The sequence below is a fragment of the Sphingobium sp. SG1 genome (assembly GCF_057063145.1).
The window spans coordinates 1-15266 of sequence record NZ_JBVVOJ010000034.1 but is presented as its reverse complement, the minus strand read 5'-3'; the positions used below and the strand labels follow the sequence as shown (position 1 = coordinate 15266).

At 62.3% G+C, this 15266-nt stretch carries 16 protein-coding genes and 1 pseudogene; 14 read left to right on the top strand and 3 right to left on the bottom strand.

Going from position 1 to position 15266, the window contains the following annotated elements; translation table 11 throughout:
• On the top strand, positions 1–192 hold a 192-nt coding region (locus AC0KVN_RS26500), incomplete at its 5' end, for a hypothetical protein (protein WP_483656653.1).
• Here AC0KVN_RS26500 and AC0KVN_RS26495 read toward each other — a convergent pair.
• The 3 genes from AC0KVN_RS26495 to AC0KVN_RS26485 form a co-directional block, all read right to left on the bottom strand.
• A complete protein-coding gene (locus AC0KVN_RS26495) occupies positions 189–1949 on the bottom strand; it encodes a hypothetical protein (RefSeq protein WP_483656652.1) in 1761 nt (586 codons plus the stop codon). The two genes, AC0KVN_RS26500 and AC0KVN_RS26495, sit on opposite strands and share 4 nt — an antisense overlap.
• Positions 1946–3682 (bottom strand): hypothetical protein, encoded by a 1737-nt coding sequence (locus AC0KVN_RS26490; RefSeq protein WP_483656651.1) that lies wholly within the window; start codon positions 3680–3682, stop codon positions 1946–1948. The genes AC0KVN_RS26495 and AC0KVN_RS26490 overlap by 4 nt, the downstream gene beginning before the upstream one ends.
• Before the next feature lie 312 nt (positions 3683–3994).
• Positions 3995–4195, bottom strand: a complete 201-nt coding sequence (locus AC0KVN_RS26485) for a hypothetical protein (RefSeq protein ID WP_483656650.1) — start codon at positions 4193–4195, stop codon at positions 3995–3997.
• A 665-nt stretch (positions 4196–4860) separates the two neighbouring features.
• Between AC0KVN_RS26485 and AC0KVN_RS26480 the strand changes: the two are divergent.
• The 13 genes and pseudogenes from AC0KVN_RS26480 to trbF form a co-directional block, all read left to right on the top strand.
• Positions 4861–5064, top strand: a pseudogene (locus AC0KVN_RS26480) (nucleotidyltransferase); the annotation flags it as partial.
• 85 nt (positions 5065–5149) lie between these two features.
• Positions 5150–6513, top strand: a protein-coding gene (locus tag AC0KVN_RS26475) for an IS3 family transposase (protein WP_139278864.1) whose coding sequence is annotated in 2 segments (ribosomal slippage) — positions 5150–5497 and positions 5500–6513 — 1362 coding nt in all. Because the reading frame shifts where the segments join, the coding sequence is not laid out codon by codon here.
• Positions 6514–6599: 86 nt separating this feature from the next.
• On the top strand, positions 6600–7193 hold the full coding sequence (locus AC0KVN_RS26470) for an SOS response-associated peptidase family protein (RefSeq protein ID WP_483656649.1): 594 nt from the start codon (positions 6600–6602) through the stop codon (positions 7191–7193).
• A gap of 161 nt (positions 7194–7354) precedes the next feature.
• Complete coding sequence (locus AC0KVN_RS26465) at positions 7355–7960, top strand: SOS response-associated peptidase (protein WP_483656648.1); 606 nt, start codon at positions 7355–7357, stop codon at positions 7958–7960.
• A complete protein-coding gene (locus AC0KVN_RS26460; RefSeq protein ID WP_483656647.1) occupies positions 7957–8145 on the top strand; it encodes a DUF6961 family protein in 189 nt (62 codons plus the stop codon). Before AC0KVN_RS26465 ends, AC0KVN_RS26460 begins: the two co-directional genes overlap by 4 nt.
• A gap of 230 nt (positions 8146–8375) precedes the next feature.
• A complete protein-coding gene (gene trbB / locus AC0KVN_RS26455) occupies positions 8376–9362 on the top strand; it encodes a P-type conjugative transfer ATPase TrbB (protein WP_483656646.1) in 987 nt (328 codons plus the stop codon).
• Positions 9359–9694 (top strand): TrbC/VirB2 family type IV secretion system protein, encoded by a 336-nt coding sequence (locus tag AC0KVN_RS26450; protein WP_483656645.1) that lies wholly within the window; start codon positions 9359–9361, stop codon positions 9692–9694. Before trbB ends, AC0KVN_RS26450 begins: the two co-directional genes overlap by 4 nt.
• Positions 9694–9963 (top strand): VirB3 family type IV secretion system protein, encoded by a 270-nt coding sequence (locus AC0KVN_RS26445; RefSeq protein WP_483656644.1) that lies wholly within the window; start codon positions 9694–9696, stop codon positions 9961–9963. Before AC0KVN_RS26450 ends, AC0KVN_RS26445 begins: the two co-directional genes overlap by 1 nt.
• A complete protein-coding gene (trbE, locus tag AC0KVN_RS26440; protein WP_483656643.1) occupies positions 9960–12446 on the top strand; it encodes a conjugal transfer protein TrbE in 2487 nt (828 codons plus the stop codon). The genes AC0KVN_RS26445 and trbE overlap by 4 nt, the downstream gene beginning before the upstream one ends.
• Positions 12443–13129, top strand: coding sequence for a P-type conjugative transfer protein TrbJ (gene trbJ, locus AC0KVN_RS26435; protein ID WP_483656642.1), 687 nt, complete (start codon positions 12443–12445; stop codon positions 13127–13129). Before trbE ends, trbJ begins: the two co-directional genes overlap by 4 nt.
• Position 13130: 1 nt before the next feature.
• A complete protein-coding gene (trbK-alt, locus tag AC0KVN_RS26430) occupies positions 13131–13376 on the top strand; it encodes a putative entry exclusion protein TrbK-alt (protein WP_483656641.1) in 246 nt (81 codons plus the stop codon).
• Positions 13373–14662 (top strand): P-type conjugative transfer protein TrbL, encoded by a 1290-nt coding sequence (trbL, locus tag AC0KVN_RS26425; RefSeq protein WP_483656640.1) that lies wholly within the window; start codon positions 13373–13375, stop codon positions 14660–14662. The genes trbK-alt and trbL overlap by 4 nt, the downstream gene beginning before the upstream one ends.
• A gap of 4 nt (positions 14663–14666) precedes the next feature.
• Positions 14667–15266, top strand: a 600-nt coding sequence (gene trbF, locus AC0KVN_RS26420) for a conjugal transfer protein TrbF (protein WP_483656639.1), incomplete at its 3' end; no start/stop codon positions are given.

The following is a 15266-nucleotide window of genomic DNA, read 5'->3' as shown; positions in this document are numbered from 1 at the left end:
CATCGCCGCTCCCTATCCGAGCGGCAATCAGCCCTTCATCCCCCAACCGCGCAAGGCGGCCTCGGCGCCACGGTTACTCTGCGAAGCGACATCTATGGCTGGTCCGCCCAAATCCGCATCTGCGAGCTGAACGCGCTGAACCGCTACAGCGATCGCCTGAATATAATGCCCTACGCCATACCGGCAGGCTAAGTCCCCTTGGCTGGCCGGCTCACATGGGGCAGTAGGTCGCGCCAGACTTGCGGCGGCACCGGCAGGCGATGTGCGCGGCAAGCGGTCAGCACGATCGGCCAATGGCCGAGCTTTACCGCCGTGAGCTGGTCATAATGCTTGTTGGTCTTCGCCTCGGCAAGGATGAAATCGAGCGAGTCGCGCGTGCCGTCGGTCACTGGAATGCCGGTTAGCGCCGCCCCGTGGCTGTCGCGGTTGAGATAGAGATTGTCCTCGCTGTCCTCGTCGGGAAGCCAGGTCTGGAACGTGCAATGTGCAAGGGCGTCCTCGCTGAACTTTGCGATCTCGTCGAACAGCGTCTGCTCGCCTCTCGCCGCCGCCCAAATTGCCAGTAGCGGATAGAGGATGCTTCCCTCGGTAGAGGCGGTGCGATACGCTTCGCTGCGCTCGGACGGATGGTCGACAAGGTCCCAATAGGAACGGCTGGTGATCGGGTAACGGCCATGCGCTTTGAACGCGAACATCGAATGCTTGGCGAGCTCCTCGGCCCATTGGTCGATCGCGCCATGCGCACCGGGACGGCAGGCGAGCAGGGTGAAGGCAAGACCGATATCGATCGCCTGCCAGTCGCCGATCGGCGAGAGAAGCGCGCGGTTGTTGCTGACGATCGCCATCATCCCCTCGATCAGCCGGTCGATCTGGTTGACGGTCGCTCGGGTGGTGTCGCTGATGAGGGCCGGGAGCGTATTGAGATAGTCGTTGGCGAGCACGACAGGGCCCGTCGCCGGCGAAAGCTGCCACACCAACCACAGCCCGCGCAGCGCCAGTCGGCCGACGAGATCGAACAACTTGAGGTTGATGTCGAGCGCGGCGTGGCTTTCGACCGCTGTCGAGATCGCATGACGGATCTCGGCCGCCGGCAGAATCTTGTCCTCGAACAGCGCATCCCAGATCGTGAAATGGAGCTCGGCCAGTTCGTTCAGAACTAGGCTGGCGGCCTCGCCAGATTTCGAGGTCCTGGCGATGTCGGTCTTGAGCAATTGCCACACCTCGAGCAAGGCCAACTCGCTGGCCCGATAGGGCGCCTCGACATTGTGGGCCTCGCGCGCCCAGACAAACATGATCCACAGACAGATGTTGATCAGCCGCGCTTGGCTGAGCCGGCCTGCGGGCGTCGCACCGGGCTGGTCGGCTATGGCGCGCAACAGCCTTTGGAAGTGGTCGAGCGCGATGTCGGGCTCCTCGACCATCGCCACGGCCTTGCGCAAATGACTGCGTTGCGGTGCTGGCAGTAGCTCCTCGCGCAAAATGCCGTCGAGAATGACCTGCGCCAGCCGATCGCCATTCCACTCCTCGAAGCTGATCTTGGGCGTGGTGTTGCGGGTCATATAACCCGTCACTTCGGCGCGGACCTGCTCATCGATCGCACCGCCGAAGGTCAGGCAGATTGCGATCGGGAGCCTCGCATATTCGGGCGGGATGCGGCTCGCGATATAATGATCGAGGATTTCGTCGAGCGACGGTCTGAGACTTTGAGGGCTCGCCGTATTCCATTCGTTGCGATCGAGGTCGCCCGACTTAACCGAGAACAGATGCACGCGCCGGATGCCGTCCTGACCGGGGCCGACCGCGGCGACATCGACGCCATATTGGCGCGTGCCACGCGCCGGCCGCGAATAGACTGTGAAGCCCAGTTCGGTCAGTAGGTCGGGTAGAACCGCGTCGAGTTCGTCGCGCTCCTTCAGCGACGCCAGATATTCCCGGATGACGAGTTTCATGGCGCGGTTCTCATCGCGCGAAACACGCGCAGCATATAGTCGAGGTCGAACGGCTCGAGGATGTTGAGGCGCGGCGATTCGATGCTGTGGCTGAAGCTGTGCATCTTCGTCTCGCTGCGCTGCTGCTTGCCGCCCATTCCCTTGAAATAGCTGATCGAGCGCGTGCCGTAGAGCAGCACCTGCCGCGTTGCGAGCGACGCGAGGATCGAGGTTTTCTCCGATGCCTTATAGGCTTGGCGCATCGACTCATGCTGGCGGTGGTTCTCGATCAGCCGTTCGCGCTCGGACGGGCGCAGTTCCTTGATCCGGCCGGGCTCACGCAGCCCCTCGATATAAGCCTCGAGCCGAGTGACGAGATCGTTGAGGATGGCTTGTGATGGATGACCCGGAGCCTTGGCCTGTGCGGCGATCCAGTCGCCGACCGACCCCGAGAAGTTGATCAGCAGCGGATCGAACAGCAGTTCGGCGATCGTGCGCTGCGCAGCGTCGCCTGCGCCGTCGAGCAGGCCGACCACCAGCGACGCGGCAGTGACCGGATGGACGAACAGCCAGCCGATCGCCCGATGGGCAAGCAGCAGCCGCTCGGGGTCGTCGAGGCTGGCGGCTGCGGAGCGAGGATCGAGGATGAGAGGCGCATGGCCATGATGGTCGCCGACCAGCGCCATGGTAGCGCGGCCAAGATTGGGGTCGCACGCCAGCAGCCAGATGATGATGGTTTGAGCGAGTTCGTCGGGTGGTAATTTCAGCAGATGATAGTTTAGGCTGCCGAGCGGCTCGAGGGAGGTCAGCTCCTCATGCTGTGAGAGCAACGGCGTGATCAGCGCCAGCGCTTCATCAAGGCGGTTTTTGTCGACGAGCTTGCCCGCCGCCGCGCCAATGTCGCGGATCGTGCCGCGATTGCCGATCGGAACACGGTGCATGATCGCAGTCAGGGGCTTTACGATTGCCTGTGGTAGCTCGTCGGCATGGAACATCAGTTCGAGCGATAGCTGGTGAATCGCATGGTCGCCGGTGCGTTCGATATTAGCGTCGATCAGCGCCGCGGCCATTGTGTGGGTGTCGGGATGAGCTTTAGCGATTTCGCAAATCGCCGCGAGGATATGACCGAGGCTGTTGTCGTCGGCGCTCGCTGCATTGGCGGCGAGCGCGTCGGTAGCGCGGGTACGGCGGTCGGGATCGGTAAGATCGAACGTGCCGATCGCCTTGGCTGAGGCCGACCGCGCCGGACCCGCATTGCCGCCGACATAAAGGATCGCGCGGTCGAGCGCCGCATCGGGCTCGGTCTTGGCCAGCGCCTGCAACGCCAGGAAGACATAGGCGCTGTCGTCACCATCCTCGGGGTTGATTGTCTCGAACGTGTCGCGAGCGCGGCTGCCCTGTTCGGCCCAGGTCCGATAGCCGCCATTGGCCATACCCGAGGCGAGATCCTCGCCGGCGCGCGTCGACAGGGCTTTGACGGCGGCGAGCATGTTCGGGACGCTGGCGACGAGCGCCGGGATCAGCTGGCTATAGACGTGCATCACCGTGAAGAAGTCGTGCTGGTTGATCGGTGATATCGCGATTCGCCGCGCGGGTTCCAGCACATCGATCGTGCCGTCATTGTGAAGTTTGGTCAGGGTCGCGCGGAAAGCCTTGCCGAGCTCGTCGGTGTGGTGACGGCGCAGCCGTTCGACGAACAGCTCGGGCAGCGTGCCTGCATTCGCTGCTGCGATGATGTCGTCCCGGTCGCTCAATCGTCCCCCATCGGCGGACGCTTGGGTCGGTCCGCGGTCCTTATATAGGCGAAGGTTGGTGTGAGTTCATCCATCCGGCGTGCGGCTATGCACGCCCTCTGGACTAGTCCCGCATCGTCGCCATTGCGGTTACATTCTTGGCGCGTCGTTAGACGATGCCGTTGATCAATGGGCCGTCAGCTTGATAGTTTGGCCGATGGAAAGCGATGATCAGCCAGTCGAGGACAAGATCATCCAGCAGGCCGGCAATGAGCGCCGAGCGCCAGTTGTTCCTGCTGCAGTGGGTAGCGTCCCAGGTTCTCAGGTCTTAGATCATCTTCGCTTGTCGAAGCGCTCAATCTCTATGGCGATCTCAGGCGCCCAGCGATTGAAAAAGGACTCCGCATCCTCGAAAGCATCGAATGTCTGGAGCTTCATGCCTTGGCATTTCACCTCATAGCGCTCGCTGCCGTCATCGTCCGACACCAAGCGGAGTTCGCTACCCGGCTCGTCGCGAAGTACTTGGCTGGTCATCTAGCGTCCTTGCAATGATCATGATCGAGGGAGAGCCTAGATTTAACCAGGACAGAGTTCAATTCTCGACCATCAACCAATCCGTAGACGAGGCGACGCGTTCGCTCACAATAAGTGGAAGGTACCGTTTGCGACCGGTATTTTAGGGTGAACGCCTATCCGCCCAGATGTCCGAAATGGGGCCTAGCGCGGCTTCTGCCGATAGGCTTCCCTACGGGCCGTGAATGGCTGCTTTCTTGGGTGAGGCTCTCAAAAGCCGACATTCGGCTAGGTCCCAAGGTTCGCCATTGTTGGCTGGTCCGAAACCCGTCCCAAACCAACAAAAAGCCCGCCGGAGAGATCTCCACGGCGGGGTCGTAGTTCAGGGAGGGCCGCTCCGCAGGGGAGGAACGGCGGGCCCGCTATGGTGCGCAGCGATGACGTTGTGATGACGATGCCTTCTACCGCTTGTCGGCATCCTCGACCGGCCATCAAAATTTTGATGATGTCTGGCTGATTCCTCACCGGTATCGTCGGCTTAGAGGCTGTGGGGTAATTGATTGGGGGCTGCGCGCCACGGGGCAAGCTGCGCGCGCATTCTAATTAGGCTTTCCTATTGCCTATGATCAACCCGCCGCGCCCGATGGCTTGCCATCGGGCGATCGGTCCGACAGGGTGGCTGTACCATGCGTAACGATCTCGATCATCTTCCCGCCGACAAGCAGCGCGAACTCGCGCGCGTCGTGCAGATCATCTTCGAGGAATTTGAGGACGGGCTCGCGCTCGCCAAGCATGAATGGCGCAAGAAGGGCCGCATCCAGAAGATCATCCTCTACGGCAGCTATGCGCGTGGCAGCTGGGTCGATGAACCGCACACCGCCAAGGGCTATTGTCCGGCGTCAGCACCCATGGCACAGATTATGGGTTGAGATTTAAGGAGGGTTTGGGCTTCGTCGTAGTGACGAAGGAACGCAGATGAAGCCCAAACCCTCCTTGCGAAAATCGCCGACGAAGGCCTCTGCCGAAGCCGTGGTGAAGGATATTCGCCGACAGACGCGGCGGCATTTCTCGGCCGAAGACAAGATCCGCATCGTGCTCGACGGATTGCGCGGCGAGGACAGCATCGCCGAACTGTGCCGGCGTGAAGGCATTGCCCAGAGCCTCTACTACACCTGGTCGAAGGAGTTCATGGAAGCCGGCAAGCGCCGTCTTGCCGGTGACACCGCCCGCAGTGCGACAACGGGCGAGGTTCAGGACCTGCGCCGCGAAGCCCGTGCCCTCAAGGAATGCGTGGCCGATCTGACGCTGGAAAACCGTCTGCTCAAAAAAAGCATGATCGCGGATGGGGGCGACGACGAATGAGGTACCCTGCCGCAGAAAAGCTGGAGATCATCAGGATCGTCGAGCAGTCGCACCTGCCCGCCAAGCACACGCTGGATAAGCTCGGCATTCCCCGCCGGACGTTCTACCGCTGGTATGATCGCTTCCTCGAAGGCGGCCCCGAATCGCTGGAGGATCGCCCCTGTGCGCCAGGCCGGGTGTGGAACCGCATTTCCGAGGATGTCCGCGAGCAGATCGTCGAGATGGCGCTTGATGCGACCGAACTCTCCCCCCGCGAACTGGCCGTGCGCTTCACCGACGAGAAGCGCTACTTCGTGTCGGAGGCCACGGTTTACCGCCTGTTGAAGGCGCACGACCTGATCACCAGTCCGGCCTATACCGTGATCAAGGCCGCCGACCAGTTCCACACGAAGACCACCCGGCCGAACGAGATGTGGCAGACAGACTTCACCTACTTCAAGATCATCGGGTGGGGCTGGATGTACCTTTCGACCGTGCTCGACGACTATTCGCGCTACATCATCGCCTGGAAGCTGTGCACCAACATGCGCGCCGAGGACGTCACCGACACGCTCGACCTCGCTCTCAAGGCCTCGGGTTGCGATAGTGCCACGGTGCTGCACAAGCCCCGGCTGTTATCGGACAACGGCCCCGGCTACATCGCGGGCGAACTCGCCGAGTACATCGAGGCCCAGCAGATGAGCCACGTTCGCGGAGCCCCGTTGCATCCGCAAACTCAGGGCAAGATTGAGCGCTGGCACCAGACCTTGAAGAACCGCATCCTGCTGGAGAATTACTTCCTGCCCGGCGACCTCGAGGCCCAGATCGAGGCGTTCGTGGAGCACTACAATCACCAGCGCTACCACGAGAGCCTGAGCAACGTGACCCCGGCAGACGCCTACTTCGGCAGGGCTCCCGCCATCATCAGGCGCCGCGAAACCATCAAGCGAAAGACCATCGAACATCGCCGCTTGCTTCACCGCAAGCTCGCCGCCTAACATCAAGCCCCAGACGAGGCCCGCTCTCCGCTAATCCACGATCCCATCTGTGCCAAATGTTTCGACGACGGACAGGGATCGATCCCTTGCCGTCGGTCGCGGTGCCCGAGGAGACGGTGGAAGGGCTGCCGGGTCTGGTCGTCTTCGAAAAGGGCGGCCGACGCCTCTTGCGGTCCATGACCTGGGGCTTTCCGCGCCTGACCAAGGATATGCGAGCGCGTGGCGAGGAAGCGGGTCGCATCGGCCTTCTCGCTGATCTCACCAATCCAATGTGGGAGGAGATGGTGGTCGACCCGCGCTATCGCTGTCTTATCGTGCTCACGCATTTCGCCAATCCCGATGGCGTGCCCGGTGCCAGGACCAGGACCTGGTTTTCGGTGAAGCGTCAGCCGATCGTCGCTTGGGCGGGCTTCTGCCGGAATCTGCTGAGCGAGGGGCCGGTCTATGCCGGCATGACAATGGAAGCCAATGCCGCAATTCCGCCGACCAATGACCGGATGCCGGTCCTGCTTGATCCCCATGATTATGACGCCTGGCTGCATGGCAGCATCCAGGATGTGATCCGGTTTCAGTTCCGGCCGCCCTTTGCGGCCGAACGGATGGACGTGCAGCAGACAGAGGATAGCTGGCGCAGCAAGGCGCCGCCACCCGGAACCCAGGCGCAGGCGCTCTTGCTGTAGCTGGGGCGAGAAATTTGCCGGCTGCCTGACAGATTGGCGGCTTCCTGGTCATTCGCTCCATGGTAGGATGACGATGGAATCGCCAACTGCTCCAGCCGCTCCGTTCGAACAGGAGGTCAGCCATCTGCAATCTCTACACCGAGCGCCTGAGCGCTGCCGAGGTGGCCGCCCATTTCGGCGTCGCCAACCCGGTCATGTCCAACGCCGGTGACGAGGTCTATCCCGGCAGGCCGGGCCTCGTGGTCCGGGAAGAAGGCGAACAGCGCATCATGCAATCCATGACCTGGGGCTTTCCTTTGCGCCTCAAAAGCATGTCGCCGACGGCAAAGCCCAAGCCTGTCAACAATATCGCCGATCTCACCAAACCGATGTGGAAAGGCCTGGCGGCCAAGCCGCAATGGCGCTGCCTCATCCCGCTGACGGCCTTTGCGGAAGCCGAAGGGCAAAAGGGCGCGAAGACCCGGACCTGGTTCAACGTAAAGGGACAGTCCATCTTTGCATGGGCGGGCCTGTGGCGCGTGAGCGATGAATGGGGACCGGTTTATTCCGGCGTCATGACGGATTGCAACGAAGCCATCCGGCCGGTGCACGATCGAATGCCTGTACTCCTGATGCCAGATGAATATGAGCGCTGGCTTCATGGGTCGTTCGACGATGCCGTGGCGTTTCAGGACCGTCGCTATCCCGACAAGCTGATCGAAATGACCCGCACCAGCGAATTATGGGTGAAGAAGGCCGCGGTTGCTGAGGCTCCGTCGCTTCTATGACCCGGAATATGGAGCGTTGGGCAGCAGCACTTGCTGTGGACCGTCAATTTGGCGCTGGAGCGGCTGAGTTCATCGCGGCTCGCGTGAAAACCCTCTCCATCAAGGGTGACGAAGCCGGCGTAATGCGCTGGCTTGCGATCGCTGCCTGCCTCGACGCCCTTGCTCCAGGCGCCACCATCCAGTGAGGTGATGCGCTGAGCCTTGCCGAGGCGGCGAATCACCATCGGGCGGTAACGTCGTCACGCGGGTGACCAGCCTTTCATGCCCAAGCTGGCGCGGCGCCATCTACGCTAGCGCCTGTCATTCTGCGCCAGACCATGATGTCCTCAAACATCTGTTGAAACCCGCCATTTTCTGCGTCTCTTAATCTTCCCATCGGCGACGCGTCGGCTTCGCCAGCAGATGGGAAGCACTCATGTCGGCGATCGCCACAGCAGCAATCGGCAAGCCCTTGCGCAGCGCACGCATGCTTCGGACCGCGCTCGGCGCCGATATCGGGCGGTGGCTTCAGGATCCCGCTATTATCGAGGTCATGCTCAATCCCGACGGTCGCCTTTGGGTGGATCGGCTTGGCGACGGCATGTCCGACAGTGCGATCAAGATGGCGCCCGATGATGCAGAGCGCATCATCCGCCTGGTCGCCCATCATGTCGGATTGGACGCGCATTCAGGATCGCCGCGCATTTCGGCAGAACTGCCGGTAACAGGGGAACGCTTCGAGGGGCTATTGCCACCGATCGTCAAGGCACCCACCTTCGCTATCCGCAAGCCGGCGACCGCAATCTTCACGATCGACGACTATGTCGAAGCGAACGTGATCACGCATGGACAGGCGGCAGTGCTCCAGCGGGCTGTGGCCGACCGTGCCAATATCATCATCGCAGGCGGCACCGGCTCGGGCAAGACCACCCTGGCCAATGCCCTTCTAGCAGAGATCGCCAAGTCGCCGCACAGGATCGTCCTCATCGAGGATCTGCGTGAGCTGCAATGCGCTTCGCCCAATCTGGTCGCCATGCGGACCAAGGACGGCGTCGCGTCGCTCCAGGATCTCGTACGCTCGGCGCTACGCCTGCGCCCCGATCGCATACCGATTGGGGAGGTGCGCGGCGCAGAAGCGCTCGACCTGCTCAAAGCGTGGGGAACAGGTCACCCCGGCGGGATTGCAACGCTCCATGCTGGCACCGCCATAGGCGCGCTTCGCCGACTGGAGCAGTTGATCCAGGAGGCAGTCGTGAAAGTCCCGACCGCCCTCATCGCCGAGACCGTCAACCTCATCGCGGTCCTGAACCGCGACGCACGAGGCCGGCGCCTTACGGAACTGGCCTGGGTGACAGGCCTGGACCCCGTGACCGGCGACTATCGCCTGACTTCCCATGCCTCATGCCCAGGAGACAAGCCATGATCCATCCCATCACGAGCCGCATCCGTCGGCTGCGCACGATGTCGAGCGCTGCCTGCATCGCCTTGATGCTGATATCGGTGCCTGCACATGCCAGCGGCTCGTCCATGCCGTGGGAAGCGCCGCTCCAGTCGATCCTGCAGTCGATCGAAGGCCCCGTCGCCAAGATCATCGCGGTCATCGTGATCATCGTGACGGGTCTCAGCCTGGCCTTTGGCGACACGTCGGGTGGGTTCCGGCGGCTGATCCAGATCGTCTTCGGTCTCTCGATCGCTTTTGCCGCATCGAGTTTCTTCCTGTCCTTCTTCAGCTTCGGCGGCGGGGCGCTCGTCTGATGCGAGACGGGGACGCCACGCCAGGTTTCCATGCGCCGGTGTACCGGGCGCTGGGCGAGCCGATATTGCTGGGCGGGGCGCCGCGCTCGCTGGCCATCGTCAACGGCACGCTCGCGGGCGCGATCGGACTTGGTCTTCGCCTGTGGATATTGGGGCTCATCCTCTGGGCCATCGCCCATTTCGCTTGCGTCTGGGCGGCGCGCCATGACGCCCAGTTCGTCGATGTGGCGCGTCGCCATCTCCAATATCCCGGGTGGATGCAGCCATGATGTCATTGCGCGAATATCGCTCGAAGTCCGCGTGCCTCGCCGACTTTCTGCCATGGGCGGTGTTGGCGGCGCCGGGCATCGTCCTGAACAAGGATGGGTCTTTCCAGCGAAGCGCACGGTTCCGGGGACCGGATCTCGACAGTTCAACACCGGCCGAACTTGTCGCTGTTGCCGCGCGCGTGAACAATGCCTTGAGGCGCCTCGGGTCGGGCTGGGCTCTCTTCGTGGAAGCGCAGCGCCTGCCGGCCCAGGCCTATCCCGAAAGCCTGTTTTGCGATCCCGCATCAGCCCTGGTGGATATGGAGCGGCGCGCGCAGTTCCGGCAAGCCGGCATCCATTTCGAAAGCTTCTATTATCTGACCCTGCTCTGGTTGCCGCCGACCGAGGAAATGTCTCGGGCAGAGTCCTGGTTATATGAGGGGGGCGTGAAGGGCGCGCTCGAACCTTCGACCCTCCTCAGGAATTTTGCCGACCGGACTGACCGGCTGCTTCATCTGCTCGACGGTTTCATGCCCGAGGCTCGATGGCTTGATGATGCCGAGACGCTGACCTTCCTTCACAGTTGCGTCTCGACCCGGCACCAGCGGGTTCGCGTCCCTGAAACTCCAGCCTATATCGATGCGCTCCTGGCCGATGAGGGGCTGGCCGGCGGTCTCGAACCGCGTCTTGGCGACCATCATCTGCGCACGCTCACCATCACTGGTTTCCCAACCTCGACGTTCCCGGGGCTTCTAGACGACCTCAATGCGCAAGCCTTCGCCTATCGCTGGTCGACCCGTGCCATCATGCTCGACAAGGCCGACGCGACCAAATTGCTGACACGCATCCGTCGACAATGGTTTGCCAAGCGCAAGTCTCTCGCCGCCATCCTCAAGGAGGTGATGACGAATGAACAATCGGTCCTCCTGGACAGCGACGCAGCAAACAAGGCGGCCGACGCCGACATGGCGCTCCAGACGCTGGGAGCCGATCATGCGGGCATCGCCTATGTGACAGCGACCGTGACGGTGTGGGACCGGGATCCGATCCAGGCTTCCCAGAAGCTCCGGCTCGTCGAAAAGGTCATTCAGGGTCGCGACTTCACCTGTTCGATCGAGCGGGTCAACGCCGTCGAGGCATGGCTGGGCAGCCTGCCCGGTCATGTTTACGCCAATGTCCGCAAGCCTCCCATTTCCACGCTCAATCTCGCGCACCTTATTCCGCTCTCTGCAGTCTGGGCGGGCGCGGAGCGGGACGATCATCTCGATGGCCCAGCGTTGCTTTACGGCAAGACAGAGGGTTCCACGCCATTCCGCCTCTCCCTCCATGTGGGCGATGTCGGGCATATGCTGGTCGTTGGCCCCACCGGCGCCGGCAAATCAGTGTTGATTGCCATCATGGCGATGCAGTTTCGTCGGTATCGCGACAGCCAGATCTTTGCGTTCGATTTTGGCGGATCCATCCGCGCGGCCACCCTCGCGATGGGCGGAGAATGGCGGGATCTTGGCGGCCAGATCGATGCGGGAAGTGAGGCAGTTGCCAGGCTCGCTCTCCAACCGCTGGCCCGGATCGACGACGCGCCCGAACGAAGCTGGGCCGCGCAATGGCTCGCTGCCCTGCTGGCAAACGAAGGGATGGTGCTTGATCCGGCCGACAAGGACCATCTGTGGACCGCGCTCAATTCGCTGGCATCGGCGCCCATTGCCGAGCGCACCCTTTCAGGACTGGTCGCGCTGATCCAGACGCAGCGGCTCAAGCAGACGCTGGCGCCCTACTGCGAGGGAGGTCCCTGGGGCCACTATCTCGATTCCGAGAGCGAGAGCCTTGGATCCCGCTCGGTCCAGGCCTTTGAAATCGAAGGTCTGGTCGGTTCCCCCGCGGCAGCGCCCATACTCTCCTATCTTTTCCACAGGATCGAGGCACGTCTCGATGGCCGCCCGACCCTCATCCTGATCGACGAAGGCTGGCTGGTGCTCGACCATCCGCTGTTCGCAGAACAATTGCGGGAATGGCTCAAGACCCTGCGCAAGAAGAATGCGAGCGTCGTGTTCGCAACGCAGAGCCTGTCGGATATCGACGGATCGGCAATCGCGCCGGCTATCATCGAGAGCTGCCCGACCCGCATATTCCTGCCCAATGAACGGGCGCTCGAACCGCAGATCGCGCAAATCTATGCCCGCTTTGGCCTCAATGATCGCCAGACCGAGATATTGAGCCGAGCGACGCCCAAGCGGGATTATTATTGCCAGTCACGGCGCGGAAACCGGTTGTTCGAACTCGGATTGGGTGAGGTCGCCCTCGCCTTCGCGGCCTCGTCTTCAAAGCAGGGCCACCGCCGGATCACCGATACGCTCGGCGAGGTCGGCCAAGAGCAGTTCGCGGCGAGATGGTTGGAGGACTGCGGCCTCGATTGGGCAGCCGATCTTCTCGCCCATGTCGACATCGCGCCGCCGGCCGACATCGCCCCTCAGCCTCATCCCGATCTTAAGGAGATGCCCCGATGAAGACGCGCATTCCTTTGCTTTGTCTGATGGTGCCGATGGCAATGACAATCGCGCCGCCGGCCCATGCCCTGGTGGTCTATGATCCGACCAACTATGCCTCGAACGTGCTGCAGGCCTCGCGGGCGCTCGCGCAGATCAATAACCAGATCCAGCAAATCCAGAACCAGGCTACGTCGCTGCTTAACGAAGCGAAAAACCTGACAAGCCTCCCACTCTCGACATTGTCGACGCTCCAGGCCCAGATAAGCCAGACCCGTCGGTTGCTCGCCAGCGCGCAGCGCATCGCCTATGATGTCCAGGACGTCCAGAATGTTTTCGCCAACCGTTACACGGGGACAGCGCTGCGCGGCGACGCTGCCCAGATGGTCGCGAATGCCGATGCCCGCTGGCAGGACAGCGTCGCGGCATTGCAGGATGCAATGCGCGTTCAGGCAGGCGTGGTCGGCAATCTTGAAGGTGCGCAATCCAGCATGGCGCGTCTGGTCGACGCGAGCCAGTCGGCGACCGGTGCCTTGCAGGTGGCGCAGGCCGGCAACCAGATGCTTGCCCTCCAGGCGCAGCAGCTTGCCGATCTGACGGCGATGGTAGCCGCCCAAGGTCGGGCGCAGGCGCTTGAAGCGGCGCAGGCAACCGCTGCGGAAGCGGAGGCGCGCGAGCGCTTCCGCCGCTTTCGCGGCAACTGATATGCGGCAGTTGGGGATCACCATCATGGGATGCGCTGTCGCGGGCATACTCGTCGCGCTGACGATGCTCATGGCCAATATCCGGGCACCAAAGGCGATGCCTGGGGCAACGCGCCCGCAAGATATTGCGCATCGCGCTGAGCCCATGCCCCAGCAATGCCGTGCGGCTACCGAACCGGACGCGGCATGTCTGGCCAACTGGGAAAACCGGCGGCGCCACTTCTTCGGATCGGATCGTCAGCCATGAACGATACCGGCATCATCGACGATTTTCTCGTCGTCTTCACCGCCTATATCGAGAGTGGCTTCGGGTTGCTGGGCGGCGAGGTCGGCTTCCTCTCATCAAGCCTCATCGCGATCGATGTGACGCTCGCCGCCCTTTTCTGGGCCTGGGGCGCCGATGAAGACATTGTCCAACGCCTTGTCCGCAAGACGCTCTATATCGGCACCTTCGCCTTCATCATCGGCAATTTCTCGACGCTCGCGACGATCCTCTTCCAGAGTTTCGCAGGTCTGGGGCTCAAGGCTTCCGGGAGTGGAATGGCGATCGGGGATTTTCTGAAGCCTGGAACGGTTGCCGCCACCGGTCTTGATGCGGGCGCGCCGCTACTCGACGCAACGGCCGATCTTCTGGGGCCAGTCGGTCTCTTCACCAATTTCGTCCAGATCGCGATCCTGCTCATAGCCTGGCTGATCGTCGTGCTGGCCTTCTTCATTCTCGCGATCCAGGTTTTCGTGACGATCATAGAGTTCAAACTCGTGACGCTTGCTGGCTTCGTCCTGCTTCCCTTCGCCTTCTTTGGCCGGACTGCGTTCATGGCGGAGCGCGTGCTTGGGCATGTGATATCATCCGGAATCAAATTGCTTGTTCTCGCTGTGATCACCGGAATCGGAACAAGCTTGTTCGCGCGTTTCACCACTGCCGGCATGTCTGCCGAACCCGACCTCGCGCAAGTCATGTCGATTGCCCTTGCTGCGTTGACGCTCCTGGGTCTGGGGATATTCGGTCCCGGCATAGCCAATGGGATTGTCTCGGGTGGCCCGCAACTTGGTGCCGGGAGCGCTGCGGGAACGGCGGTCGCTGCAGCTGCAACCCTGGCAGCGGGCGGCGCTGCAGGAAGGCTGGCAGCCGGCGCCGTCGGCAGCGCGGCAAGCAGCACGGCAGCGGGCGGTGCTCGGATCGCCGGTGCCACGACACAGGCTTATTCAGCCGGCGCGCGTGGAAAATCCGGTGCATCTGCTGTGGGAGGCGGGCTGGCAGAAATTGCGAAAAGCGCTGCGGCATCCCTTTCCTCCCCTCTGCGCAACAGTGTCGCCGGGCTCAAGGATGGGTTTGCGCAAGGACGCTCAGGGACAGGACAGCAAATGTCAGGCGCCAGTGCCCAGAGCGGCGCCGACAATGTGCCCCAGTGGGCCATGGCGATGAAGCGGGGACAGATAATCAGCCATGGCGCCACAATTGCAAGCCAGACCCTCAAGGGCGGTGACAGCCATGGTGGCGGTGCCGGCCCGGATATCAGTGAGAGGAACTGACATCATGTTCCAGCGGACATCGGCGCATTATGGGAAGTCGCCCGAACCGGTAACCCCTTATCAGCGCGCCGCTCAGACATGGGATGACCGGATCGGATCATCGCGGGTCCAGGCCCACAACTGGCGGCTGGCATTCTTCGCCAGCATGGCGCTCTCGGCGACGCTGGGTGCCGGGCTGTTGTGGCAAATGGCGCGTGGAACTGTGACACCATGGATCGTCGAGGTCGACAAGTTCGGTCAGGCGCAGGCGGTCTCGCCCGCTGCGCGGGACTATCGCCCGACAGATCCCCAGATCGCTTTTCATCTCGCCCGCTTCGTCGAGGAAGTCAGGGGCCTCCCCGCCGATCCCATCATCCTGCGTCAGAACTGGTTGCGCGCCTATGATTTCACGACCGACAAGGGCTCCGCGACGCTGAGCGAATATGCACGGCGTGACGATCCTTTCACGAAGGTCGGGAAGATCCAGGTGGCGGTCGAGATATCGAGCGTGATCCGCGCCTCAGACGACAGTTTTCGGGTCGCCTGGGGGGACTGTCAGGATTTCCGTGTGTGGCCGGGCATAATGGGCAACAAGGAGTCCCACTATGTCACGACGCAAAGAACC